Raw genomic sequence first — 24,673 nt, forward strand, 5'->3', positions numbered from 1 at the left:
CCTGTCATCCCCCGGGTCAGCGCAGGGGGCGGAGCACGCCGACGGCCGGCGTCACCACTCGCGCCACTCGTCGGTGATCGCGGAGGGTTCGATGCCGCGCCGTTTGGCGAGCTCCGGTACGTCCACGCCGTGCTCGGTGAGCGTGCGGTGGATGAACTCGCACAACTCCTCCCGGTCCACGGTGTCGAACGCGGCGCCGTGCTCGTGGTCGAGGGTGTTGAGTTCGAGAACCACCCGCCGGATAACGTCGAAGATCTTCTCGTCCTCCGCGTCGTCGCCGAGCGCGGCGACGTCGCCCTCGAAGGCGCCTAACGCCTCGTCGATCAGGTCAAGCAACGGCTCTGGACGCCTCCACAGGACATCGGCGTCCTTACGCCAGAGTTCGGTAGGTCGTATGGCCATGCGCGGGAGGGTAGCGATCGTCTCCGACGATCCGGAAATCGGCCCCGGAAACCGGCTCATGCGATTTGCCGGGCGAAATAGGCGGTGGCGGGGGAACGACGCCGCGATCACCGCGTCGCGCCTGCTCAGCGGCCTGAGATCGGGTGCGGCCCGCGGCGGCGGCGGTATCGTACGGTCACCCCGCCCGTACCGAAGGAAACGGACGGTGAAAAGCCGTGCGCGGGCGGCGCGGCCGGGGGCATGACGCCATGGGGAGCGTTGCGGGGCCCGCCGGAGGAAAGCCGTGCGGGGGCACGGGACATGGCCGCGGTCTTGGTACGCGATCGTGGCGCATGGGGACAATCACGTATCCGCGAGAAGCATGGGCTTATCGCGCCGCAGGTGGGGCAAGTGCGCTCACTGGGCCGAGGGCGGAAAAGCCCGGCGGGTTAGCCGGAAAAGACGAAGCGCCCTGCCCATAGGGCCCCCGCGTCGGGCGTGACGGTTGGTGTCAGTTTTTACTCAGCGTGGGCGAGGCGGAGACGCAGCGACGATGTCACGGAACGGCGGTTGGCGACATGACATGTCGCATTGTGAGCGGCTCCCTACTGGTTTGCCGAGACCGGTGCCGATTCGATCGTCCGTCTTGTCCCTGTTTGCGGGCAGTCGGCCCGCCCGCAGCCGCCTCACCCCTCCACTCCTGGTCAGCAGGGGTACGGCCCGCCGGACGCACCCCGACCCCGCGGCCGGGGCCGCGCCGAAGCACCGCCCACGGCCGTGGATGCGCTCCCACGCCGCCATTTCAGGCTGTCCGGACGGCTATTCGCGCCTGTCCACCATGTGGGCCGGACCGTGCCCGTCCGCAAGGTTTACCCAAGCGGCTATGGAGCTGGTTTGATGGAACTAATGGGTATCGGCAATAATGGGATTTGATGATTTGCCTTGACCGGTTGCGTGGCGAGGGACGATCGCGGGCGGCATCAAACGAGGAATCCCCGGCCGGGGCACAGCACAACAAATGCCGAGCACGGAGGACTGAGACACTATGGCGCTCAAGACGGTGGTCACACTCACCGATGATCTCGACGGTTCGCCGGCCGACGAGACGGTCAAGTTCGCTCTGGACGGCATCACCTACGAGATCGATCTCCGCAAGACGAATGCCGAGAAGCTGCGCAACGCGCTGAAGCCGTTCAAGGAGGCCGCGCGCAAGGCGCCCGCCGCCGGTTCCGGCCGTGGCCGGGGCTCTCGCGGCGCCCGGTCGGGTGGCGGCGACCGTCAGCGGTCGGCGCGCATCCGCGCCTGGGCGAAGCAGCACGGCCTGCCGGTGAGCGAGCGGGGCCGCATCTCCACCCATCTCGCCGAGGCGTACGACGCCGACGACCCGAGCCGCATCACCGGCGCCAAGTCGTCGTCGGAAGAATCCTGACGGGCGAGCGGCGCATGGCAGCCGGTGGTCCCCCCGGTCGACCGGTGTCCCGGGGGGACCACCGAATGGGCCTGACCCTGTCAGGCCACGGCTGACCCGCGGGGACGGACATCGCGCCCTCGGCGCCCGTCCCTGTCCTCACCCTGCGCGGCGTCCTCACCCTGCGCGGCGGTCGCCGGGACGCCGGGCGCGCTTCACGACCCCGGCCGTGCCCCACGTGGGCAGGGCGCACGGCGTCCCCTCGAACACGCGCCCACCGAAAACCCTTTGCCACCCCTCAGCACCCTTTCAGCATCCTCTCAGCATCCTCTCAGCGCCCTCTCAGGGCCCTGAGAGGGCCCTGCGGCGCCTTCCTCGGAGGCGCCCTTCGGGGTGGGTGCCATCCCGCACAGCATCGCCGTCACCCGTGTCGTGGCGGCCCTCGGCCCTCCTCCTCGCCTCCCCCGCAGCGTGTCACAGCCGCGCAAGGTCTTCGTCAGATCCACACGAGCGAAGCGCCCCTGTTCGAGCGATAGGTCCGCGTAGTCGCGAGTCACGTGCCTCCCGTCGCACGAGATCCAGCTCGCCGATCGGCTGGTGCTATCGCGCGTAGTCCCAGGTCACGTACCTCCCGTCGCACGAGATCCAGCTCGCCGACCGGCCGGGGCTGTCGCCCATAGTCGTGGGTCACGTACCTCCCGCCCCACCCGTCCCCACGAGTCGGGGGTGGCCCCCTGCCCGGTCAGGGCCCGCTGCCCCGTCAGGATTCGATGGTCGATTCGGCCTCTTCCATGACCCAGCGGACGATGTGGGTGCGGGAGGGAAGGCCCAGCTTGGAACGTATCCGCTCCAGGTGGGTGTGGACGGTGCGTTCGGACACGTGGAGGCGCCGGGCGATCTGCCGGTTGGGCAGGCCCTCGGCGATCAGGAGGGCCACCTGGCGTTCCCGGTCGGTGAGGACCGGCTCGGCGGCGAGCCCCGCCGGCTCGGTCCAGGTGCCGTCCAGCGCGTAGGCGATCAATGCGGGGACGTCGAGGCGTTCGCCGTTTCGACCGGCCGTCGCGGCGGCGGCCGGCGAGAGGGCGGCGCGGGCGGACCCCACCGCCTCGGTGAGGACGTCGGCGGGGATCGTGCCGCACCGCACCAGGGGCCCGTCGTGGAGAACGCCCGCCGCGGCGGCGAGCCGTACCGCGCGGAGCTGGTCGCCGCCTCGGGCGGCCACCACGGCCAGGCCGGCGATCATCTCCAGCGCGAGCGGCGGAAGGGGGGCGTCGCCGTGGGTGCGGTGGGCGGCGAGCGCCTCCTTCCAGCGCAGGCCGGCGGCGGCGGTGTCCCCGCGGAGAAGGGCGTACGTCGCGGCGGTGTGCACCCACTCGACCGGCACCGGCCCGGCCTCGTCGGAGTGGAGGTCGCGGTGGATCGAGCGGCATCGGTCCAGCAACGTGCCCGCGTGGTCCAGGTCTCCCGTGCGCAGGGCCAGGCGGGCGTGCTCGTGGAGGCACGTCGCCAGGTTCGCGGAGGCGCCCGCGTCCGGCCCGTCGAACAGCGCCAGGCATTCGCGCATCGCGGTCTCGGCCGCGTCCGGGTCGCCGGTGCACGACCGTACGGCCTGCAGGGCGAGCAGCGCGCGGGCGAGCGCGACCGGGCCGCCGGTGGCCCGCGCGAGGGCGAGCCCTTCCTCGGCGAGTTCCGTCGCCCGCTCGCCGTGGCCGTCGCGGGCGGCCAGCAGGGCGGCGTACGCGAGGGCCGGGACCCGGCCGGGGTAGGCGGGATCGACGCCGGCCAGCGCCGCGTCGAGCAGCCTGCGCGCGTCGTCGGGCCGGTTACGTCGTACCAGGCAGTGGGCGAACGCCGTGGCGAGCAGCGCCCGCCGGTCGTCGCCCCGCCGGGTCGCCCAGTCCACGGCGTTGCGCAGGGTGTCGAACTCGGCGGCGAGCGGGGCGAGGTCGTCGGCGGAGCGGGGCAGCCGCTCGTCGCCGGCGACCGGGGCGGCGAGCTCCAGCAGCCAGGCGACCAGCCGCTCGTAGGCGTCGTCGTCCTCGCCCGCGCCGGCCAGCCGTTCCTGGGCGTACAGGCGGATCGACTCCGTGAGCCGGAATCGGACGCCCGAGCGGTCCGACTCCATCTCCACCAGCGAGCCGGCCTCCAGGCGGCCCAGCTGATCCAGCAGCTCGTCGGCGGTGTGCCCGTCGTCGCCGCACGCCTCAAGCACGTCGTTCACGGTGAACCAGCCGGTCAGCACCCCCAGGCGGCGGAAGAGCCGCTGCTCGTCCGGGTCGAGCAGTTCGTAGCTCCACCCGATCGCCGCGCGCAGGTCCCGGTGACGTTCCTCCGCGGTGCGGACGCCCTGGCTGAGCAGGCGCAGCCGGTCGTCGAGCCGGTCGAGGATGTGACCGATCGGGCGCTGCCTGGCCTGCCGGGCCGCGAGTTCGATGGCCAGCGGGTTGCCGTCCAGGCGGGCGCACAGCTCGGCGATCTCGTCGCCGTTCTCCTTGGTCAGCTCGAAGGCGGGGCTGACGGCCCTGGCCCGTTCGACGAACAGCCGTACGGCGTCCGAGCGCAGCAGTTCGCCGCGGGTGCGCGGGACCTGCGCGGGTGCCAGGGACAGGCCGTGCACGGGGTAGAGGTGCTCGCCGGGCGCGTCCAGCGGCTGCCGGCTCGTGGTCAGCACGGTGAGACCGGGGCAGGCGCGCAGCAGCGTCACCGCCAGGCGGGCGCTGTCGTCGACCAGATGTTCGCAGTTGTCCAGGACGAGCAGCACGCGGCCGCCGCGCAGCAGGTCCACCAGCAGCGGCTCCACCGGCTCCCCTCGCCCCTCGCCGAGCTGGAGGCCGTGGGTTTCGCGGCGCGCCTCGGCCGGGCGGCCCAGGTGGATCCCCAGGCTTTCGGCCACCCGGTGCGCGAGCAGTCGTCCGTCGCTCACCCCGGCGAGTTCGACAAGCCAGACGCCGTCGGGATGGTTGACGCCGACCCGGGCGGCGAGCTCAAGGGCGAGCCGGGTCTTGCCCACTCCGCCCGGGCCGATCAAGGTCACCAGGCGGGCGCTCGCGAGCAGCGCCTTCAGCTCGGCGACCTCGTCCTCGCGCCCGACGAAGGCGTCCAAGGGGGCGGGCAGTCCGATCGCCGTCGGCGGCGCCTGCGCGAAGCCGTCCGCCGGTGACGGGCCGTCGTGGGCCGCTGACGGGGTACGGCCGGAAGCTGCCAGTGAGGGGGCTTGGGGTATCGCATGACCGATTCGCGTGGAGGGCTGGGTGGAGGGCTGGGGCGTGTTCGGGCCCCGAACCCTGCCGGCGAGGGACTCATATGCTCCGGGGTCCCGTGCCACGCCGCCGGGAGGCTCGGACGCACCGCAGGCCGAGGCCCTCCCGGCGAGAGAGCCGGACGCGCCGGGATCCCGCGACACGTCGGAGGGAAGCCGCGACGCACCACGGGCCGAGGCCATAGCTCCATCGGCGATCGCGGCGGGCAGGGGGGAGGAAAGGTCGGTGGGCGGTGAGCTGGTGGCGGGCATCGCGTCGGACGGCGCTTGCGCACGAGCCGCCTGGGCGGGGTGTTCGCCCGCCGGACGCTCCCCGGGGCCTCCTTGGCGCGCGGGCGATCGCGTGGCGGCGTGGCCGTTCGAGGACGGCGCGGTGACGCGCCGAGCCGGGGCCTCGTCGGCGTACCGGCGGGGGGCGGGCTGCGCCAGGGCCAGGCGGGTCGGGCCGTCCTCGGCGGGGGCGCCTGCCGTCCTCGGCGTCGCGTCCGCCCATGCCGCGTCGGCCCACGGGGTGCCGCCGCACGCCAGGCTCACGACGGGCGCGTTTGCGCGAGAGGCATCGCCGCATGAGTTCCCGCGGACGGCGTCTCGGTAGTCGGCCTCACGGTGGTCGGCGTCCAGGCGTGCCGGGTCGTGCCGAAGCACGTCCTCGTCGGCCGTCCGCCCGTGATCCGTGATCGCGCGGCCCACGCCGACCTTCTCCGCGGCCAATCGACGGCGCCGGGCACGCTGACGGCACGTTCCGGAGCAGAACCTCGCCGGACGGCCCGCCGTACCGGGCCGTTTGCGCAGCTCAACACCACAGAACTCGCAACGTCCCGCGTCACCGAACGCCGTCCCCCGCTGTACGTTCATGGCCTGATTTACTCCGTCCCCCAGTCGACGCGAAGCCAGGCTCCTGCAATGACCTGGTTGAGATTATCCACCAAATTGACGAAAGGAGGCATGTAGAACCTTCAATCACACACTCTGCTCTGAAAACCGACGATCTGTCAGGATTATGTAAGTCCCGGTAATAATCCGGGGAACACGCATCACCGCCGGTCAGCACGGGTACGGCGTCCGGCAGGGCGCCGTGGCCGGCGGGCGGCCCGCCCAGGTCAGCGTCCCGACCGAATGCATCGTTCATGGGCGGTCCGAGGGGACGGGAGGCGAAAGGCACGGACACCGGCTCCCTCTCCCTATCACTCTGTCATTGATTAAGACATGACTTGTCATCACGTTTGGTAAACCATTCGGCCAGCCCCTTGGCGCCCCGCCACCTGATTACCGGTCGGTAATAACACGTCATCCTCGCTTCGCCGCAGTCCCGCCGCCGAGGCGGAGGCAACGAGACATCCTGCGCTCATGACCATCCGGCCGGCTTCGGCGGCGCGCACCGCCCGATGAGGCGACGCCCGCCGGCGCGGAATCCGGCACTCATATATGAGAGATGCACTTTGCGGGCGACATGTTCGGCTTTGCGACGAGAAGACCGCAGGAGGCGAGGCCCACCGGGCGCACTGTGCCCCGGCTGCGCCCATTGCCGCGTCCTGTGCGCGGCACCACGGGGAAGCCGTCACCCCGTACGGCGGGATCGCCGTCATCCCCACAACGTCGGGATCGCCGTCATTCCCGTACGGCGGGATCCTCCGGAGCGGAAAGGCGAATCCGGGCGGCGAGGCGTTTGGGGGCGATCAGGCGGTAGCTGTCCTCGACGAGTTCGGCGATCTCGTCCCAGTCCTGGTCGGCGGCGAGCCGGGCGCCCACCCAGCCCTTGTGCCCGACGTACGCGGGAACGAAGAACCGCTGGGGGGCGGAGGCCACCAAGGCCTCCTGCACGCCGGGCGCGGCCTTGAACATCATCGACCGGCCGTCCTCCGAGGTCATCACGAAGAGCTTGTCGCGGACACGGAACGACGGCGAGGTGTGCCCGCCGAACGCCTTCTCCACGGCCTCCGGCAGCGACAGGCAGATCTCCCGCAGACGCTCCATCACGTCCTCGCCGCTCACCCCGCGCCTCCCCTCACCACGGCAACCGGCCGACGTCCGTCCCCACACTACGGGAACCGCCGTCGGACGGCCCGGCGCAAGCGGTGACGCGCGTTGGCGAGAGCCACCGTGTTGAGGGCTATCGCGGCTTTTCTCTGGCGCACGGAATCGGGCCACTCTAGGGTTGTCGGCCGTGTTCGGTATCGTTCGGCCCTGTCGCCACACCTTGTGCAAGTCTCTGCACGAAGAGTGGATAGCCCACCTCTGCGGCCTTTGCCTGACGCTTCGCGACCGTCACGGTCACCTGGCGCGGCTGGTCACCAACTATGACGGCCTGCTGGTCTCCGTGCTCGCCGAGGCGCAGGCCCCGGAGCTGTCCCCGCACCGCAGGGCGAAGCCGTGCGCGCTGCGCGGCTTCGCCGGGGCCGATGTCGTCGACGCCCGCGCGGAGGGCGCGCGCCTGGCCGCCGCCGCGTCGCTCGCCCTCGCCGCCGGCAAGATCGGCGACCACGTGGCCGACCACGACGGCCTCTACGCCCGTCCCCTCGTGGGCGCGGTGGCCCGCAGGGTCGCGGACCGCTGGAGCCGGGCGAGCGCCCGGGAGTCGGCCGAACTCGGCCTCGACGATGAGGTGCTGCGCGACGCGCTGGACCGCCAGCCGCTGCTTGAGGCGCGCGGCGGCCTGACGCTGCTGGAGCTCACCGAACCCACCGAGACCGCCGTCTCCGCCGTGTTCGCCCGCACCGGCCCGCTCACCGGCAAGCCGCACAACGCCGAGGCGCTCGCCGAGGCCGGACGGCTGTTCGGGCGCCTGGCCCACCTGCTGGACGCGGTCGAGGACCTCGACGCCGATCTCAAGGCCGGCGCCTACAACCCGATCACCGCCACCGGCACCTCCCTGGAGGAGGTGCGCCGCCTCTGCGACGACGCCGCCCACGGCCTCGCCCTCGCCGTCGACGACCTGGACCTGGAGCGCCGGGCACTGGAGCGGGCGTTGCTGGTGACCGAGGTACGGCAGGCCGTCCGCCGGACGTTCGACGAGCGCGAGAAGCGCGGGCCGCGCCGTCCCCCCGAGGCGCCGAGCGGCTTTTTCCCCTGCCTGGCCGAGTGCATGGTCGCGTGCACCTGCGGCGCCTACCAGCCACGCTGGAGCCCTGATTACGGCAAGCGCTGCCGCGACAGGTTCACCTGCCCGTGCGACTCCTGCGACTGCAGTGGCTGCTGTGACTGCTGTCGCTGCTGCCGGCACTGTGACTGCGACGGCAACTGCTGTGACGGCTGCGACTGCTGCGGCTGCGACTGCTGAGCGATTAACAGCGATTAACGACGAACCGCCGCCCCCGGGCCTGGCCGGGAGCGGCGGTTCGCGGTTCGCGATCGCTATGACGATCACATCTGGACGATCGATACGGACGACGGCGGCTCAGGCGACTCAGCTCGATGAGGCGCCGTTGGCGGTGAGGACGCGGGCCTCGACCTCGATCGCGGGGAAGGTGCCGGTGTCGCGTTCGCCGTGCTCGTTGTAGGCGGCCTCAAGGAGGGCGTGGGCCCGGGGCTCCAGCTTCCAGAGGGCGCGGTACTCGCGAGCGGTGGCCAGCGGCAGGCCGGTCTCCTTGGCGATGTCGGCGGCCCGGGGGACGAACTTGCGCTCGATCTGCCGGTCCCAGTAGGCGCGCGCCGCACGGTAGAGAACGGCACGCTGCGCCGGGTCGGCCGTCTGCGCGGGCGGCTCCAGCACCTCGACCTCGTCCTCGTCCTCGTCGTCGTCGATCGCGGAGGGACGAGGGGCGGGCATCTGGTGCCGCGTCTTGGTGCCGGAGGCGGACGAGGCGGCCGGATCCAGCGTGGAAGCGGAGATGGCGGTCTGGCCGACGAGCGCCGGAGGCGCCTGCTCCTCCTGCTCCGGCTCCCATGGAACCGGCGGTTTCAGGTCCATAAGTGCCGCACTGTTATAGAGCGCTCCAATCTGGGACAAAAGCGCCTCTTGGCGCGTGGGATCGACGGCGAGGCCGGTGTACTCCACGGCCTGGTCCATCGCCCGGTCCAGTTTGCTGAGCGCCCGCCGCATGCGCCGCTCGGAGGCCCCGGCGGCGCGCAGCGCGCGGGCCCGCTTGGCGGCGAGCGCGACGCGGGTCAGCCTGCGGTGGGCGTCCACCTCGCTGGCCGTACGGTCGCTGGCCTCGGCGAGACCGAGGCGGACCATGACCCGCTCGGGGGTGAGACGCCAGTTGATCCGGGACCGGCCGGTGATCCGGTGCCGCTCGATCGCCATGCCTCGCTCCCACAGCCACGCCGCGACCAGCGGGGCGGCGAGCCGGAAGACCGCCTCGGCCAGGCTGCGGGCGTCCATGGCCGACAGGACGGCCGACAGCGAGGTGAGCGCCCAGACGGCGATGCCGTCGATGCCGGCGGAGAAGTTCTCCCGCATGTTGCGCCGGGCGCGCACGGCGCTGGTGATGACGGCGACCTCGATGAACGCGAACAGCAGCAGCCGCAAAGGCCCGTCGAAGCCCAGCACGTCGCCGGAGAAACGCCACATGCCCTGGGCCGACACACCCGTCGCGATGCTGGCGGCGACGATGGTGAGGATGTCTTCCGCCGGGCGGTTCTCGGCCCACTTGCGCAGGATGTCGGCGATGGTCCGGATGAGGTTGCGAAGGACGAGGAACGCTAGAACGAGAACGATCAGGGCGGAGGCACAGACGATGGCGGTTCCGACCGGATTGTTCGCCGCGAAGCTGGTGATTTGGTCAATGGGGGGCATTAGTCACTGTCCGTCGGTTTCGATGTCCGGCAGGCTCTCTCCAGGGGATCATCCCAGAAGGTACGGGGGTTACGCCACGGAACGGTGGTGTTTTTGTGACAAGAGTTAACTCACGGCACCCGACGTACAGCGATCCGCCACACTCGATCACTTTTGTGAATTTTGCCGTTTTGTGAGCACTTCATCCCTTTCTGACGGAAATGTTATTCTGTCCCGTCGGCCCCTCGCGCATCGCCGTCACCACTGTTCTCACTGGCCACGGAGGTGAGCGCGGGATGACCGCTCAGCGCTGGCGCACGGGTGACACAAAGCGCAGACTGGGTAGAGGCAGGCCGAGCGATCGTATGGAGCGTCTTGTGCACAATCAGCAGGCTCACTTGCCCCCGCTGGTTCCGCTGCTGTCACGCGGCAAGCACCGGAACCCCCGCAAGGGCGCGTGCTTCATGGAAATGGCCTCGTACCTGGCGGGTGAGCGCTGGAGCGACCATCCGAAGTGTACCCATCCGCTGCTGGCCGGCCTCGCCCGACTGGTCAACGATTACACCTCCGACGAGGCACGACCCCGTCTCGCCGGGCTCATCCCCTCGGTGATCGGCCTCACCGGCGACGACCCCCGCATGGACGCGCGCATCGCGCTGGTCTGCGCCACCCACGCCCTACCCGTGGCCGCCGCCGAGCGTCAGCTCGCGATGGCCGTGTCGATCCTCGCCGCCGAGCACGTCCTCGCCGAACTGGACGGACGCCCGCCCGGCGAACTGGAGGAGCGCAGCCTTCACGCGCTCGCCCAGGTGCCGGACGCGGCCCGGCAGGCCCAGGAGTTCAGGCGCGGAATCCTGGTCTCGCCCAAGGGGTTCCGCCGGTTCGCCGCACCCAACACCGTGCACATCGCCGTACGCGGCGTGGCCGAGGCGTGCGTCACCGACCCGGACGACCGGCTGCGCGCCATGCTCACCGAGGCGATCGAGGAGTCCAGAGCCCTGCTACGCCCGGACTCCCGCGAGGACTTCCCGGTGGACCACGAACGCTGGGCCGCCGTCTGCCGCGTCACCGGCACCCGCTGACCCGCGGCCTTTCACGTACCACGGCTCTGTTCGTCTGCCCCTGCCGCCGTCGCGGCAGGGGCCGGTGCGGGCGGGTGTGACCACATCTTTGGTGTCCACCGGTCATGTTCGCGGCGATTCGGTGCAGTAATGCTGGATGGACCCAGAGACCTCGCGGCCACGGCCCGCTGAGATCCGGAACGGAGCGGCGCAGACCGCGGGCGACCCCGCACCGGGCGCGAGCCGTACCCGGTCCGGGCGGGGCGGCCGATCGCTGCCCGCGCTTGGCGACCGGTCCACTAGGAGCGGCAGGGCTCGGGCGGCCGCCGGGGACACCCGTCACACGGCCCATGAGCACGGCGGTCCCTCCCGGGGCGGCGTCCCGCCAAGTCCTCGCGGCGCGTCCGCGATCGGGCGGAAAGGCGGAAACGGCCCCGGACGTGAACCCGGCCGGGTATCAACGTTGGGCATGGTGTCTGTCGGGGGACCGGGGCCGCAGCGGAGTCCGCGTCGAGCCCCGGATCGGGTTTCCCATCGTCGTGCCAGCCGTGATCCGGATCCGCGTCCGGGCCGCGCTTCTCCCCGGCTTCGTGTGCCGGGTTCCGGGTCGCCGGGCGTCATGCCGCTCGCCCTTGTCGTGATGCCGCTGGCCGCCGCCGCGCTGCTCGGGCTGCTCGCGAAGACCCCCGAGTGGACGCGGGCCGATCTGCGGATCGCGCGAGAGGTGCACGAGCTGCGCAATCCGGGGCTGACGGCGCTGTCCGAGGTCCTGCGCGTCGTGTTTCTGCCGCCGGGCGCGATCGGCCTGTGCGTGCTGACCGTCGCGGCGCTCGTCCTAATCGGTCGGTTCGGCAGCGCGTTGCTCACCGTGCCGGTGGTCGCGGCGGCGTGGTCCACGAACTCGTTGTTTAAGGCCGTGATCGACAGGCCACGGCCGGATCCGGAGCTGCAGCTCGATCCACTGACGGGGTACGACAGCTTTCCGAGCGGGCACGTGGCGGTGACGCTCGCCCTGGTCATCGTCTGGTGCCTGTCGGCGGCGGGGTCCGACCGGCTGCGGTTCCGGCTGGCCGTCCTGGGCGGTGCCACGCTGGTGGTCGCCCAGTCCTTCGCCCGCGTCTATCTTGGGGCGCACTACCCCACCGACGCCGTCGGCGCGCTCCTGGTGGTGAGTGCCGTCGCGATGGGCGTCATCGCCGTCGTCGGACCCGCCGCCGCGCGGCTCGATCGCACGCAGACGACGGTACGGGAGTGGCTCGGGCGCGAATCGCCGTCCTCACGCCGCTCCTGACGCGAGAAATCGGCATCCGCGCCGGGCTCGGGCGTACGCGTGACCTGGGCGGCGGGCGATCGCCGCCTCAAGAACACCCTGGCCGCCTGGCAGCAGGCCGCGGTCACCGTGTAGGAGCCTGGCTCCCTTCCCTCCGGGGACCCTGCGCGGCGCACCGGCCACAGTGCCGATCGCCGCCTCAAGAACACCCTGGCCGCCTGGCAGCAGGCCGCGGTCACCGTGCAGGGGCCTGGCTCCCTTCCCTCCGGCGACCCTGCGGCACCGGCCAGGGCATCGTTCGCCTCCGATGTGTCCGGCATTGTGCGGTAGGTGTGGTCAGGTGCCTGCCGCTCCTGGTCAGTCTTCGGTGCCTTTGGCACGCCGCGACCGTTTCGGGGCGGAAGGCGGAGATTCGCCGGTCCACGGGTCGTAATCCACCTCCAAGGGCTCCTGTGGCGGGCGCTCGGGCTCGGGGACGTGGCGGAGGTTGATTCGGATGCGGGTCCAGGTGGAGCTTCGGCCGCGCATCGAGTCGATCAGGATGTCGGCGGGCCGGAGGCGGGCCGCCGCGGAGGGGTGGCGGGATTTCCAGCGCTCCAGGCCCTCCAGGGCCTCGCCCTTGGTGCGGGCTCGGGCGATCTCGATGAGCGGCATGGTCACCTGCCTGCGGCCCTTGCCCTTGGGCGGTTTCTCGGCGGGACCCAGGCGGGCGGCGAGATCGAGGAGTGCGTCGAGCGTGCCGGGGGCGTCGTCGTCCATGTCCCGCCAAGGGTCGCCGATTTGGGCGAAACGGTCCGGGACCGTGGCGACGGTGAACCGGGCGGGATCGTGGTCGGGGACCTCGTCCCAGGTCAGCGGCGTGGAGACCCGGGCGTCGTGGGTGGGGCGCACCGAATAGGCCGAGGCGACGGTGTGGTCGCGGGCGTTCTGGTTGTAGTCCACGAACACGCCCTGCCGTTCCTCCTTCCACCAGCGGCTGGTGGCGAGCCTCGGCGCCCGGTTCTCGACCTCGCGGGCCACGGCCTCGGCGGCGAGCCGTACCTCCCGGAAGGTCCAGCGGGGCTCGATCCGGGCGTAGACGTGGAAGCCGCGCGAGCCCGACGTCTTGGGCCAGGCGGTGAGGCCGTGCTGCCGCAGGACGTCGCGGACGACCAGGGCGACGTCGACGATCTGCCGCCACGGCACGCCCGGCACCGGGTCCAGGTCGATGCGCAGCTCGTCGGGGTGGTCGAGGTCGTCGGCGCGCACCGGGTGCGGGTTGAGGTCGAGACAGCCGAGGTTGACCACCCAGGCGAGCTGGGCGGCGTCGCGCACCACGACCTCCTCGGCGCTGCGGCCCGACGGGTAGCGCAGCTCCACGACCTCGATCCAGTCGGGACGCCGCGACGGCGCGCGTTTCTGGAAGAAGGGCTCCTCCTCCAGGCCGTGCACGAACCGCTTGAGGATCATCGGCCGACCGCGCACGCCGCGCAGCGCGCCCTCCGCCACGGCGAGGTAGTAGCGCACCAGGTCGAGCTTGGTGTGCCCGGTGGCGGGGAACAGCACCTTGCCCGGGTTGGTGATGGTCACCTCGCGCCCGGCCACCTCCAGGACCTGCGTCATCACCAGCTCCTCCCCGGCGCCCGCGGACCGGGCGGATCCGGCGGCGCGGCGGCCCCTTCCCGTCCGGCGTACGGGAGGCTCGGCCATCCGGCGCGTTCCGCCCTGCCCACTCCGATGTCGAACATGCTATCGAGCGCGGCCGACATTCCCCGAGGGAGGAGCCCGGCAGAGTCTGATCTTTTGAGCATTCCAGCCCGAAAGTCGTGTTTCTGGGCTACCCTCAAACCCGCCTGGGTCACCGGACGGCGACAACGTGGAAGAAAATTCGGGCAGTTCTTGCCACGTCATCTTCGTTACAGGTCACCGATCAGGCAATCGATCGGCAAAGTCCTTCACATAGCCCTAAAATCCGCCAATGTGACTGATGGCCTGCCGAATCCGCCCCTGCCGACACGCGACCGCTCCTCCTCCTCGCGGCCGGGCGGCTCCGGTCGCCATCGGCGCCCGGTGCCGAGCGACCTGTCTCCCGACGCGCCCGCGCTGGTGATCGCCTCGCCGGGCAAGGACGAGGAGATCCCCCAGGACATCGCGAGCATGCTCCGGGTCGACAACCCGCAGATCGACGTGCGGCTGGTGCATCTCGGCAACGGCGTGGACTGCCTCACCAAGGAGCTGACCGAGATCGCGGCCACCCGCCCGCGGGACGCCCAGGCCGCCGTGGTGGCGCCCCTGGTGCCCGGGCCCCATCCCAAGGTGTTCCGCGCGGTACGCGAGGCCGTGGCGGCGAGCGGCACCCACGCGGCGATCAACCCGCCGCTCGGCCCGCACCCGCTCATCGCCGAGTTGCTGCACATCCGCCTCGCCGACGCCGGGCTCGCCCGCGCCGACCGCATGCGGCTGTTCAACATCTCCGCCCCCGTGGACGGCATCATCGTGCTCACCTCCGGCGGCGAGGAGGCCGCACGCGCCGCCGACACCACGGCCGTGCTGCTCGCCGCCCGGCTGGCGCTGCCGGTCGTGGCGGCCTCCCTCGACTCCGGCCCGCACCCGCACGACGCCGCCGAGCGGCTGCGTAAGATCGGCGCCTCCCGGCTCGCCATCGCCCCCTGCATCATCGGGCCGGAGGCCGACCACGATCAGGTGCGCGCCGCCGCGGACAGCATCGGCGCGGGCTGCGCGCAGTCGCTCGGCGCCCACACCTCGCTGGCCCGGCTCATCGTCGAAGGGTACGGAAACAGCCTGCACAGCCTGGACTGACGGCCGGGCCGCCAAGGTCGGGCGGGCGTACGGGACTGACCATGCTCTATGTGGGCATAAGGGCATCCATGCGAATTACGCGGTGGTCCGGTTCCAGGCTCTGGCGGGGACGTCCTCGCGAGGGACGGGCCTGCGCGGACCGGCACGGTTCACCAACCGGCACACGCGATGGATCCTTGGCGGACCCACGGTAGAGCCTGACGGACCCTCGATGGACCCTCGACGGACCAGCATGAACAACCGCTGGAGCGATTCACCCCCGACCCTGTCTGCCGTATATTCCTCCTAAATGAGTAGGAAAAAGCGGCAATGATCGTTCGGAGGTGGGCATGGCCCTCCCGGATTTCCTCGTCATCGGAGCCCCCAAGGCCGGCACGACCGCACTGCACGCCGCGCTCTCCCGGCACCCCGAGCTGTACATGTCACCGGTCAAGGAGCCGAAGTTCTTCCTCACCGACGGCCCGCCGCCCACCCGGGGCGGCGGCCCCGGCGACGCGCAGACCTACCGCGAGCACGTGTGGCGGCGCGAGGACTACGAGGCCCTGTTCGACGGCGCGCCCGAGGGCACGCGGCGCGGCGAGTCCACCCCCTTCTACCTGTACGATCACGAGGCGCAGCGGCGCATCCACGACCTGATCCCGCACGCACGGCTCATCGTGATCCTGCGCGACCCGATCGAGCGCGCCCACTCCAACTGGACCCACCTGTGGTCGGCCGGGCTGGAGCCGATCGGCGACGTGGTGCGGGCCTGCGCCGAGGAGGAGCACCGGATCGCGGCCGGCTGGGCGCCGTTCTGGCACTACGTGCGCCTCGGCCGGTACGGCGAGCAGCTCTCCCGCCTTTACACGCTGTTCCCCCGCGAGCAGGTGCTCGTCTTCCGCTACCGCGACCTGGTCGACCGCCCGGAGGCCACGCTCGACCGGATCTTCCCCTTCCTCGGCGTCGCCCCCGGCGCCGTCACCGAGATCCCCCGGGAGAACGTCACCGCGCACCCCGAGCCGACGCTGAGCCATCGCCTGACGTCCGCGGCGCTGCGCCTCGGCTCCCGGATGCCCGGCCCGCTGGCCGGCAGGGTCACCGACACGCTCGAACGCCGCCTGCAGCAGCGCGCCCGGCCCCGCCAGCCGTTGACCTGGGAGCAGCGCCAGGCCCTGATGGCGTACTTCACCGACGACATCCGCCTGCTCGAACAGGTCACCGGCGACGACTTCGGCGACTGGGTCAGGCCCCGGCTCCGCTCCGGCGGCCTGGTCGGCGCCCGGCCGGAGGGCCAGCGCCAGGCTCGCAACGGCCGTCCGCGCACCGACCCCACGGCCGGTTAGGCCGCGCCGACGGTCAGCGCGGCCCGGTACCGTTACTCAGCCCGGTACCCGGTGCCCGGCCCAGGTCCCGTACCCGGTCCAGTACCCGGTCCAGTACGCAGTTCGGTGCGCAGTTCGTGGGCGCCGTCGGGGCGCGTCATCTCGTAGTAGAGGCGGTGGCGGCCGTCCGGCAGGGGCAGGATCTCCAGGTAGCGCAGCCCGCCGCCCGCGTACGGTGAGACCGCCCTGGGCGTGGAGCCGAGGGCGGTGAGCGCGGCCGGATCGACGCCGATCGCGATGCCCGTGCGCTCCTCGTAGTTCTCCGCCGCGCTGGCCCGGCCGTCGTAGTAGGCCACGACGCTGCGGTCTCCGCCGCCGTCGCCGGTGAAGTGGCCGGTGAAATAGACGGCGCTGACGCGAACGCCCCGGGAGTCCCAGCTCCCCTCGCGCCGTTCCAGCGCGGTGCCGTGCCAGGACCAGTTGATCCCGTCCGGGCTGGTGGCGTAGTCCGTCACCATCTGGTCGGTCTCGTCGGGGTCGGCGAGCGGGTGGCAGGAGGCCCACAGGTGCCAGATGCCGTCCTGGCGTACGATGACCGGATCCTTCACCGCCGTCTTGGGGTCGCCGGGCAGCACGACCTGGGCGTGGCGGGGGTCGAATCCCTTGGGGTCCTCGGCTTCGAGCAGTTCGACCCGCCAGTGCTTGGTGCCGTAGGTCGCACAGCTCAGATACAGCCGCCATCCGCCCTCGGGGGTGTGCACGAGCCGGGGACGCTCCAGCGACTCGGTGTCCATCTGCTCCTTGCTGATCGTCAGCAAGGTCTCGAAGCTCACGCCGTCGGACGATTTGGCGATCACCACCGCGTATCCCCGGCCCTTCCCGATGGGGCGCCGGAGGCGGTAGGCGAGATAGATATCGCCGTCCCAGACGACGGCGCTGGGCGCTCCGGCCCAGAAGCCGGGGCCGTCCCCGGGCGGAGGAATCGCGACGACCGAGCGCTTGGGCTCGGGCAGCATGACGGTAACGAGAGGGTCACTGTGTTCGCTAGGCACGCTTAACAATAGTTGACCTGCGCCCGTGCGGTGCCATCTGCCACACCGTCGCGGCGGGTAAAAAATCGAGGTCACGACCTCGCGAGGGGCGGCGCCGCCCTGGCAGGGGCCGTGATCGGAGGCCGGGCGGCTCCCATGACCCGCCCGGCGAACCCGTGACGCGTACCCCGGGACGCTGGTTCCTGAGAGACGACCCGATCACGGACGAGGAGCGCCGCGAGGCCGGGCTCATGGTCGCCTTTGGACCTGATCGGCGGATGACGACCAGCAGAAGGGGTAGTCATCCGCCACCGACTATCTTGAGGAGTCATGATGCTCTTCGGTGCTGAACACATCCGGCGTTACCAGGAGACCGACGGCCGGGAAGGCCACGACTGGCGGCGGGGCACCACCACGCTGCTGCTCACGACGACCGGCCGCAAAACCGGCAAGTCGCACATCACCCCTTTGATCTACCGGCCGCACGGCGATGCGTACGTGGTCGTGGCCTCCAAGGGAGGCGACCCCCGGCATCCGGAGTGGTACCTCAACCTGCAGGCCAACCCTCACGTGAAGGTCCAGGTGCTCGGCGACAAGTTCGAGGCCGAGGCCCGTACGGCCACGCCCCAGGAGCGGGCCGAACTGTGGCCGTACATGGCCGAGGTGTGGCCCGACTACGACGAGTACCAGAAGAAGACCGACCGCGAGATCCCGGTCGTCATCCTCGAACGCCGCTAACCGGCCGATCGCCCCGGCACGGCGGGCCGGGCGGCGGGTTCCGACCCGCGGCCCGGCCCGCCTCCGTCTGCCCCGCGCCGCCCCCAACGTCGCCCGGATGTCCCCGGGTGTCCCCTGATGACCCACGGCCACCTGGACGACGCCCGCAGCGACGGGCCCTCGGCCCGGCCCGCCTCCGCCACCGGTCCCCTACCGCCCGCAAAGTCCCCCTAATGTCCGCACGGCCGCCCGGACGACGCCCGCAGTGGCAAGCCCAACCCGACGCCCGGCCCACCTCCGTCGCTCCCGTACCGCCCCCGATGTCGCCCGGACCGCGCCTCCGGCGGAGGGATTCACCCAGCCGGGAGCCCTCGCTCTGAGGCGAGGTCCCTGTGCATTCGCTTCCTCTCGCCCGCTTCGTGCCGATATCTTCTCCGGCAGGGGGCCAAGGGAGGCAGGATGACGAACGGTCGCACCGCCGAATTCATGATCGCGGAAGCCCGGAAGGCGTTTTGGGTCATGGTCGGCTTTCTCGGGCTCATCTGGGTGCTCCAGATCGTCAACTGGCTGAGCGCCTACAGCCTCAGCCAGCGCTTCGGCGTCCGTTCCTGGGACCCCGAGAGCCTGCCCGACATCGTCACGGCACCGTTCCTGCATTGGAGCTGGGCGCATATCGAGAGCAACTCGGGCCCGCTGTTCATCTTCGGCTTCCTGGCGGCGTATCGGGGCGTGACCAAGTTCCTCTGGGTCACGGCGCTGATCGGGATCGCCAGCGGCCTGGGGGCCTGGTTCACCGCCGCTCCCAATACGGTGGGCGCCGGCGCTAGCGGCATCGTTTTCGGATATTTCGGATACGTGCTCGTGCGTGGCGCCTTCGACCGGCATCTGATCGACATCGTCATCGGCATCGTCATGGCGCTCTGCTTCGCCTACCAGTTCACCGGCCTCCTTCCCCAGGAGGGCATTGGCTGGCAGGCCCACCTGTTCGGCTTCATCGGCGGCATCCTCGGCGGCTGGCTCTTCCGCGAACGCCGTCCCGCCGTACCCACATCCACCCCGCCCGCCGTACGGCCCGCCGACTCCCGTGCCGCCCTCCTGAAGGAGATCGACGACCTCGGCCTGTGACCTCGCGCGGCCCGGCGGGAGCGGTCGGATCTACCATGGGGTCGCCGCGCCGGACACCGCGCGGCGCGGCTCCGACGCGGAGGGGGCTCGGGCATGGCCGTGCTGATCGACCCGCCCAACTGGCCCGGGCCTCGGGGTTTGTTGTGGTCGCATCTGGTGAGTGATGTCTCGCTGGAGGAGCTGCACGGGTTCGCGGCGCGGCTCGGAGTGCCGGGGCGGGCGTTCGACCGCGATCACTATGACGTTCCCGAGACGGTGTACGACCGTGCCGTCCTGCTGGGGGCCGAGCCGGTGACCTCACGTGTGCTGGTGGTACGGCTCACCGCCGCCGGATTGCGGCGGCGCAAGACCCGCGACCTCCGCTAGCCACCGCACGGGACGGCTCATGGGAGGTGCGGGAACCCGGGCGAGGCCGAGGTCCGGCACGCACCATCCGCGAGCGCGCCACCCCACGATCGCGTGTGCGCCGTCCTGCTCGTCCTCAACGCCCTCATCGTCACGACAGGGCGGTCAACTCGGACAGTTCGGCGGCGATGTTCGCTCTGGCGGCGGTCTCCCACAGGTCGTGGGCGGCGGGGGTGCGGTAGAGGCGGGGCATGGCGAGCAGGTTGCGGAGAACCTGGGAGCGGCCCAGGGCGAACAACTCGTCGGGGATGTGGCGGTACTCCTCGCGGATCGCCCTCGTGTACGCGGCGTAGGCGTCGCGGGGGGCGGCCAGGATGGCCAGGTCGGCGTCGCAGAGGACCTCGCCGTTGCGGTCTCCGGGGGCCGGGGCGTGAGTGGCGGTGAGGCGGACCAGGCGGGCGGCCTCGGCGACGCGCTCGGGCGGCACGCCGCATCGGGGCAGGTGGGACTGGGCGAGTTGGGCGCTGCGTTCCTCGTCCTGGCCGGGGTGGCCGTCGTAGACCGCGTCGTGGAACCAGGCGGCGAGCCGTACTGCGGCGGGGTCGGCGGCGGCGGTCGCGAGGGGGTCGATCGCGGTCAGCACGGCGCGCAGGTGGGCGCGGGTGTGGTAGCGGCGGTGGGGTTCCGACCAGCGGGCGAGCAGTTCGGCGGCGACGGCGTCCGAGGCCGGGGACGCGGGGACCACCCGGCGCCACTCGGACAGCAGCGCCGACGCGTCCGCGTCCTGCGCCGCGACGGCCCCGACGGTAAAGGGCCGGGCAGTGGAGGGCTCCGCAGTGGAACGCCCCGCAGTGAGAAGTTTCGCAGTGGAGGGCTCCGCAGCGGAACGCTCCCCAGCGGAAGGCTCCATGGAAGACTCTGCGGTGGAAGACTCCGCAACGGAAGGCTCCGCGGTGGAAAGCTCTGCTGTGGAGGGGTTACCGGTCGCGGAATTCGCCACGGGAGCAGGATAGGACGGCGGTGCCGCGCCGGATGGGCGGGGCGGGTCATCCACAGGCGACGGGTTATCCACAGGCGACCGTCGCGCGTTTCGACCATGGCGCGGTCTTCGGCAGTATGGAGGGCGTGACCCTCCTACAGCACCTTCCCGCCGAGACCGGACCCGACGCGCTCTTCGAGGCCTTCGTCGAGTGGAACGCCGAGCGCGGCCTGACGCTGTATCCGGCGCAGGAGGAGGCGCTGATCGAGGTCGTCTCCGGCAACAACCTGATCCTGGCCACGCCGACGGGGTCGGGCAAGAGCCTGGTCGCGGCGGGGGCGCACTTCACGGCGATCGCCGAGGGGCGGCGCACCTTCTACACCGCGCCGATCAAGGCGCTGGTGTCGGAAAAGTTCTTCGACCTGTGCGCGATGTTCGGCAGCGCGAACGTCGGCATGATGACCGGGGACGCCTCGGTCAACTCGGACGCGCCGATCATCTGCTGCACGGCCGAGATCCTGGCGAACATCGCATTGCGGGACGGAGCGGACGCGGACGTCGGCCAGGTCGTGATGGACGAGTTCCACTTCTACGCCGAGCCCGATCGGGGCTGGGCGTGGCAGGTGCCGCTGCTGGAGCTGCCGCGTGCGCAGTTCATCCTGATGTCGGCGACGTTGGGGGACGTCACGCTGTTCGAGAAGGATCTGACGCGGCGGACGGGCAGGCCGACGACGGTCGTGCGGTCGGCGACGCGTCCGGTTCCGCTGTTCTTCTCCTACCGGACCACTCCGCTGCACGAGACGCTGGAGGAGATGCTGTCGACGCAGCAGGCCCCGGTGTACGTGGTGCACTTCACCCAGGCCGCCGCGATGGAGCGGGCGCAGGCGCTGATGAGCATCAACATGTGCAGCAAATCCGAGAAAGAGGCCATCGCCGCCCTTATCGGAAATTTCCGGTTCACCACGCGGTTCGGCCGGGTGCTCTCCCGCCTGGTCCGGCACGGCATCGGCGTGCACCACGCCGGCATGCTGCCCAAGTACCGCCGCCTGGTGGAGCGCCTCGCCCAGGCCGGCCTCCTCAAGGTCATCTGCGGCACCGACACCCTCGGCGTCGGGGTGAACGTCCCCATCCGCACGGTCCTGTTCACCGCGTTAAGCAAGTACGACGGCAACCGGGTGCGGCTGCTGCGCGCCCGCGAGTTCCACCAGATCGCCGGGCGCGCGGGCCGGGCCGGCTACGACACCCTCGGCTACGTCGTCTGCCAGGCCCCCGAGCACGTCATCGAGAACGAGAAGGCGCTGGCGAAGGCGGGCGACGACCCCAAGAAGCGGCGCAAGGTCGTGCGCAAAAAGCCCCCCGAGGGGTTCGTGAACTGGAGCGAGGAGACCTTCGAGCGCCTGCGGCAGGCCGAGCCCGAGGCCCTCACCTCCCGGTTCAAGGTCAGCAACGCCATGCTGCTCAACGTCATCAACCGGCCGGGCGACTGCTTCCAGGCGATGAAGCGGCTGCTCACCGACAACCACGAGGACCGCAAGTCGCAGCGGCGGCACATCAGCCACGCCATCGCCATCTACCGCTCGCTGCTCGCCGGGGGCGTGGTCGAGCAGTTCCCCGAGCCCGACGAGCAGGGGCGGCGGGCGCGGCTCACCGTCGACCTACAGGCCGACTTCGCGCTCAACCAGAACCTGTCCACGTTCGCGCTGGCCGCGTTCGAGCTGCTGGACGTCGAGTCGCCCACGTACGCGCTCGACATGGTGTCGATCGTGGAGTCGATCCTGGACGACCCACGCCAGATCCTGCACGCCCAACTCAACAAGGCACGCGCCGAGGCCGTGTCACGGATGAAGGCCGAAGGCATCGAGTACGACGAGCGCATGGAGCTGCTCACCGAGGTCACCTACCCGATGCCGCTGGAGGATCTGCTGCTCGGGGCGTACGAGACCTACCGGCGCGGCCATCCGTGGGTGGGCGACTACGTCGTGAGCCCCAAGTCGATCGTCCGGGACATGTACGAGAAGGCGATGACCTTCACGGACTACATCCAGTTCTACGAGCTGGCCCGGGCCGAGGGGGCGGTACTGCGCTACCTCGCCGACGCCTACCGTGCGCTGAGCCGTACGGTGCCCGAGCACATGAAGACCGAGGACCTGCAGGACCTGATCGAGTGGCTCGGCGAGCTGGTACGTCAGGTCGACTCCAGCCTCATCGACGAGTGGGAAAAGCTGCAGAACCCCGACGCCGCCCTGGAGGAGCGCGACCAAATCGAGGAGAAGCCCAAGCCGGTCACCGCGAACGTCCGCGCCTTCCGCGTACTGGTCCGCAACGCCATGTTCCGCCTGGTCGAGCTGGCCGCCCTGGAAAAGGAGGAGGAACTGGAGGAGCTCGCCCCCGACATCGACTGGGGCGCGGCCCTCGACACCTACTACGAGGAGCACGACGAGATCCTCACCGGCCCAAACGCCCGCGGCCCCGCCCTGCTACTCATCGACACCGAGCCGGGCCTGTGGCGCGTCCGCCAGATCATCGACGACCCGGAGGGCAACCACGACTGGGGCATCTCCGCCCAGGTCGACCTGCATACCTCCGACGAGGAGGGCCGCGCCGTCATCCACGTCACCGCCTTCGACCGCCTCTGAGCCAAAGCCCTGCCGAAAGGCCGCCGCCGAGCGACGTGCCGGTCAGCCGCGCGTGCGCGTCGCGCTGAGCCGTCCGCCTCCGAGCGGTTGAGCGCCGCTTCCGTTGACCGTGCTGCCGGTCACTGGTTTAGCGACTCCGGCGGTGCTCACCGCGTCCGCATGCCGACCGTGGCCTTTCGCAGGCCCGCGTACTCGGCCCGGCCGCCCGCCATCGAGCTCGGCCGTTCCGCGTGCGCCCACCGCATTGGTATTGGACGGCGTTGCGACAGGTGACAACACGGGCCGCCCGCTCCGATTTGCCGCCCGCCGCCTGCTCTAACCGCCCCCCGGGTACCCCGCGCACGCGTCGGGGCCGTGGCGTCGCAGTCCGCCGCGCTGATTGTTCAGCCGCCTGATGTGCCGTCCTCCGCGTCCGCGTCGGGGACTCGGGCGTCGTCCGGGTCGTTGAGCCAGCCGTCGGGGAGCGGGACGCGGTCGCGGGGGTTGGCCCTGCCGCGCTGGCCCTCGGCGGCGGCGGGCCAGGGCTGGGCGGGGTCGAGTTCGGCGGTGCGTTCGGCGAGTTCGGCCAGGGTGGAGACGGTGGCGAGGTCGCGGCGGAGGGCGGCGCCGATGGTGAAGCCCTTGAGGTACCAGGACACGTGCTTGCGGAAGCCGGCGACGCCCTGGCGCTCGTCGCCCAGGAGGTCGCAGAGTAGTTCGGCGTGTCTGCGCATGGTCGCGGCCACCTCGCCGAGGGTGGGTCGGGCGCGGCGGGACGATCCGGCGAAGGCCTCGGACAGGTCGCGGAACAGCCAGGGACGGCCGAGGCAGCCGCGGCCGACCACCACGCCGTCGCAGCCGGTCTCGCGCATCATGCGCAGCGCGTCCTCGGCGCTCCAGATGTCGCCGTTGCCCAGCACGGGAACGCCGGGAAGGGCCTCCTTGAGCCGGGCGATCGCGGTCCAGTCGGCGTCGCCGCCGTAGTGTTGCAGGGCAGTGCGGCCGTGCAGGGCGACGGCGGCGACGCCCTCCTCGGCGGCGATCCGGCCCGCGTCGAGGTAGGTCAGGTGCCCGTCGTCGATGCCCTTGCGCATCTTCACCGTCACCGGCAGCGTTCCGGCACCCGCGACCGCCGCGCGTACGATCCGCCGGAACAGCTCCCGCTTGTACGGCAGCGCCGCGCCCCCGCCCTTGCGCGTCACCTTGGGCACCGGGCAGCCGAAGTTGAGATCGATGTGGTCGGCCAGGCCCTCCTCGGCGAGGATCCGCGCGCTCCTGCCGACCACCTCCGGGTCGATGCCGTAAAGCTGCACGCTACGCGGCGTCTCCCCCGGCCCGAAGTCGATCATGCGCATCGTCTTGGGCGCACGCTCGATCAGAGCCCGCGTGGTGATCATCTCGGACACGAACAGCCCGCCGCCCTGCTCCCGGCACAACGTGCGGAACGCCGAGTTGGTGATCCCCGCCATCGGCGCCAGCACGACCGGCGGCCACACCTCCAACGGCCCGATCTTCAACGACGTACTCACCGGTCTTTTCTACCGGAGCACCCGCCCCGCCTGGACCGAACCCACCCCACGTACGCCCCAACCAGGCCAATCATCGCCACAGCAGGCCACAAGGGGCCATACAAGCCCGAGATTCCCACCGCCCATCATCATCAACCAC

At 71.1% G+C, this 24,673-nt stretch carries 18 protein-coding genes; 10 read left to right on the forward strand and 8 right to left on the reverse strand.

Features of this window, described 5'->3' with window-relative positions:
* Window positions 1-51: 51 nt before the first annotated feature.
* Window positions 52-402, reverse strand: a complete 351-nt coding sequence (locus AB0K60_RS14100; RefSeq protein ID WP_364053201.1) for a hypothetical protein — start codon at window positions 400-402, stop codon at window positions 52-54.
* A 1,024-nt stretch (window positions 403-1,426) separates the two neighbouring features.
* Here AB0K60_RS14100 and AB0K60_RS14105 point away from each other — a divergent pair.
* On the forward strand, window positions 1,427-1,810 hold the full coding sequence (locus AB0K60_RS14105; RefSeq protein WP_364053204.1) for an Lsr2 family protein: 384 nt from the start codon (window positions 1,427-1,429) through the stop codon (window positions 1,808-1,810).
* Window positions 1,811-2,549: 739 nt separating this feature from the next.
* Here AB0K60_RS14105 and AB0K60_RS14110 read toward each other — a convergent pair.
* Both AB0K60_RS14110 and AB0K60_RS14115 read right to left on the reverse strand, forming a co-directional pair.
* Entirely contained in the window at window positions 2,550-4,892 is a 2,343-nt protein-coding gene (locus AB0K60_RS14110; protein WP_364053207.1) for a LuxR C-terminal-related transcriptional regulator, read from the reverse strand.
* A gap of 1,764 nt (window positions 4,893-6,656) precedes the next feature.
* Window positions 6,657-7,040, reverse strand: coding sequence for an MmcQ/YjbR family DNA-binding protein (locus tag AB0K60_RS14115; RefSeq protein WP_364053210.1), 384 nt, complete (start codon window positions 7,038-7,040; stop codon window positions 6,657-6,659).
* A 172-nt stretch (window positions 7,041-7,212) separates the two neighbouring features.
* Between AB0K60_RS14115 and AB0K60_RS14120 the strand changes: the two genes are divergently transcribed.
* Window positions 7,213-8,325 carry a DUF5685 family protein gene (locus AB0K60_RS14120; RefSeq protein WP_364053213.1) on the forward strand — a complete coding sequence of 371 codons (1,113 nt, stop codon included), beginning with the start codon at window positions 7,213-7,215 and terminating at the stop codon, window positions 8,323-8,325.
* A gap of 126 nt (window positions 8,326-8,451) precedes the next feature.
* On the opposite strand, the gene AB0K60_RS14125 is transcribed toward AB0K60_RS14120, so the two are convergent.
* Entirely contained in the window at window positions 8,452-9,783 is a 1,332-nt protein-coding gene (locus tag AB0K60_RS14125; protein ID WP_364053220.1) for a hypothetical protein, read from the reverse strand.
* A 356-nt stretch (window positions 9,784-10,139) separates the two neighbouring features.
* Between AB0K60_RS14125 and AB0K60_RS14130 the strand changes: the two genes are divergently transcribed.
* Together AB0K60_RS14130 and AB0K60_RS14135 are read left to right on the forward strand one after the other, a co-directional pair.
* Window positions 10,140-10,844 carry a hypothetical protein gene (locus AB0K60_RS14130; RefSeq protein ID WP_364053223.1) on the forward strand — a complete coding sequence of 235 codons (705 nt, stop codon included), beginning with the start codon at window positions 10,140-10,142 and terminating at the stop codon, window positions 10,842-10,844.
* Window positions 10,845-11,442: 598 nt separating this feature from the next.
* Window positions 11,443-12,114 carry a phosphatase PAP2 family protein gene (locus AB0K60_RS14135; protein WP_364053226.1) on the forward strand — a complete coding sequence of 224 codons (672 nt, stop codon included), beginning with the start codon at window positions 11,443-11,445 and terminating at the stop codon, window positions 12,112-12,114.
* Between the two features lie 336 nt (window positions 12,115-12,450).
* On the opposite strand, the gene ligD is transcribed toward AB0K60_RS14135, so the two are convergent.
* Entirely contained in the window at window positions 12,451-13,695 is a 1,245-nt protein-coding gene (gene ligD / locus AB0K60_RS14140) for a non-homologous end-joining DNA ligase (RefSeq protein ID WP_364053229.1), read from the reverse strand.
* Between the two features lie 447 nt (window positions 13,696-14,142).
* Here ligD and AB0K60_RS14145 point away from each other — a divergent pair, with 447 nt between their 5' ends.
* Window positions 14,143-14,892, forward strand: a complete 750-nt coding sequence (locus tag AB0K60_RS14145; protein ID WP_364053232.1) for a hypothetical protein — start codon at window positions 14,143-14,145, stop codon at window positions 14,890-14,892.
* Between the two features lie 329 nt (window positions 14,893-15,221).
* The gene (locus AB0K60_RS14150) at window positions 15,222-16,214 is read left to right on the forward strand and encodes a sulfotransferase (RefSeq protein ID WP_364053235.1); all 993 of its coding nucleotides are present in this window, start codon (window positions 15,222-15,224) and stop codon (window positions 16,212-16,214) included.
* 32 nt (window positions 16,215-16,246) lie between these two features.
* Here the strand turns inward: AB0K60_RS14150 and AB0K60_RS14155 are convergent, their stop codons facing one another.
* Entirely contained in the window at window positions 16,247-17,209 is a 963-nt protein-coding gene (locus tag AB0K60_RS14155; protein WP_364053238.1) for a hypothetical protein, read from the reverse strand.
* A gap of 348 nt (window positions 17,210-17,557) precedes the next feature.
* On the opposite strand from AB0K60_RS14155, the gene AB0K60_RS14160 reads away from it, so the two are divergent.
* From AB0K60_RS14160 to AB0K60_RS14170, 3 genes are all read left to right on the forward strand, one after another.
* On the forward strand, window positions 17,558-17,962 hold the full coding sequence (locus AB0K60_RS14160) for a nitroreductase family deazaflavin-dependent oxidoreductase (RefSeq protein ID WP_364053499.1): 405 nt from the start codon (window positions 17,558-17,560) through the stop codon (window positions 17,960-17,962).
* 438 nt (window positions 17,963-18,400) lie between these two features.
* Window positions 18,401-19,066, forward strand: coding sequence for a rhomboid family intramembrane serine protease (locus tag AB0K60_RS14165; protein WP_364053241.1), 666 nt, complete (start codon window positions 18,401-18,403; stop codon window positions 19,064-19,066).
* A 93-nt stretch (window positions 19,067-19,159) separates the two neighbouring features.
* On the forward strand, window positions 19,160-19,432 hold the full coding sequence (locus AB0K60_RS14170) for a DUF4031 domain-containing protein (protein WP_364053244.1): 273 nt from the start codon (window positions 19,160-19,162) through the stop codon (window positions 19,430-19,432).
* 130 nt (window positions 19,433-19,562) lie between these two features.
* On the opposite strand, the gene AB0K60_RS14175 is transcribed toward AB0K60_RS14170, so the two are convergent.
* On the reverse strand, window positions 19,563-20,321 hold the full coding sequence (locus AB0K60_RS14175; RefSeq protein WP_364053247.1) for a metal-dependent phosphohydrolase: 759 nt from the start codon (window positions 20,319-20,321) through the stop codon (window positions 19,563-19,565).
* Window positions 20,322-20,527: 206 nt separating this feature from the next.
* On the opposite strand from AB0K60_RS14175, the gene AB0K60_RS14180 reads away from it, so the two are divergent.
* Complete coding sequence (locus AB0K60_RS14180) at window positions 20,528-23,026, forward strand: DUF3516 domain-containing protein (RefSeq protein ID WP_364053250.1); 2,499 nt, start codon at window positions 20,528-20,530, stop codon at window positions 23,024-23,026.
* 383 nt (window positions 23,027-23,409) lie between these two features.
* On the opposite strand, the gene dusB is transcribed toward AB0K60_RS14180, so the two are convergent.
* Window positions 23,410-24,534 (reverse strand): tRNA dihydrouridine synthase DusB, encoded by a 1,125-nt coding sequence (gene dusB, locus AB0K60_RS14185; RefSeq protein ID WP_364053253.1) that lies wholly within the window; start codon window positions 24,532-24,534, stop codon window positions 23,410-23,412.
* Window positions 24,535-24,673 lie beyond the last annotated feature (139 nt).

This window comes from Thermopolyspora sp. NPDC052614, assembly GCF_040678635.1.
Classification (GTDB): Bacteria; Actinomycetota; Actinomycetes; order Streptosporangiales; family Streptosporangiaceae; genus Thermopolyspora.

What these genes read in the sequence shown, in the direction of transcription:
- ligD (WP_364053229.1), bottom strand. Translation starts at nt 13,695, where the DNA reads ATGACGCAGGTCCTGGAGGTGGCCGGGCGCGAGGTGACCATCACCAAC.
- AB0K60_RS14155 (WP_364053238.1), bottom strand. Translation starts at nt 17,209, where the DNA reads ATGCTGCCCGAGCCCAAGCGCTCGGTCGTCGCGATTCCTCCGCCCGGG.
- AB0K60_RS14170 (WP_364053244.1), top strand. Translation starts at nt 19,160, where the DNA reads ATGGCCGTGCTGATCGACCCGCCCAACTGGCCCGGGCCTCGGGGTTTG.
- AB0K60_RS14125 (WP_364053220.1), bottom strand. Translation starts at nt 9,783, where the DNA reads ATGCCCCCCATTGACCAAATCACCAGCTTCGCGGCGAACAATCCGGTC.
- AB0K60_RS14135 (WP_364053226.1), top strand. Translation starts at nt 11,443, where the DNA reads ATGCCGCTCGCCCTTGTCGTGATGCCGCTGGCCGCCGCCGCGCTGCTC.
- AB0K60_RS14175 (WP_364053247.1), bottom strand. Translation starts at nt 20,321, where the DNA reads ATGGAGCCTTCCGCTGGGGAGCGTTCCGCTGCGGAGCCCTCCACTGCG.
- AB0K60_RS14180 (WP_364053250.1), top strand. Translation starts at nt 20,528, where the DNA reads ATGGAGGGCGTGACCCTCCTACAGCACCTTCCCGCCGAGACCGGACCC.
- AB0K60_RS14150 (WP_364053235.1), top strand. Translation starts at nt 15,222, where the DNA reads ATGGCCCTCCCGGATTTCCTCGTCATCGGAGCCCCCAAGGCCGGCACG.
- AB0K60_RS14105 (WP_364053204.1), top strand. Translation starts at nt 1,427, where the DNA reads ATGGCGCTCAAGACGGTGGTCACACTCACCGATGATCTCGACGGTTCG.
- AB0K60_RS14100 (WP_364053201.1), bottom strand. Translation starts at nt 402, where the DNA reads ATGGCCATACGACCTACCGAACTCTGGCGTAAGGACGCCGATGTCCTG.
- AB0K60_RS14160 (WP_364053499.1), top strand. Translation starts at nt 17,558, where the DNA reads ATGCTCTTCGGTGCTGAACACATCCGGCGTTACCAGGAGACCGACGGC.
- AB0K60_RS14165 (WP_364053241.1), top strand. Translation starts at nt 18,401, where the DNA reads ATGACGAACGGTCGCACCGCCGAATTCATGATCGCGGAAGCCCGGAAG.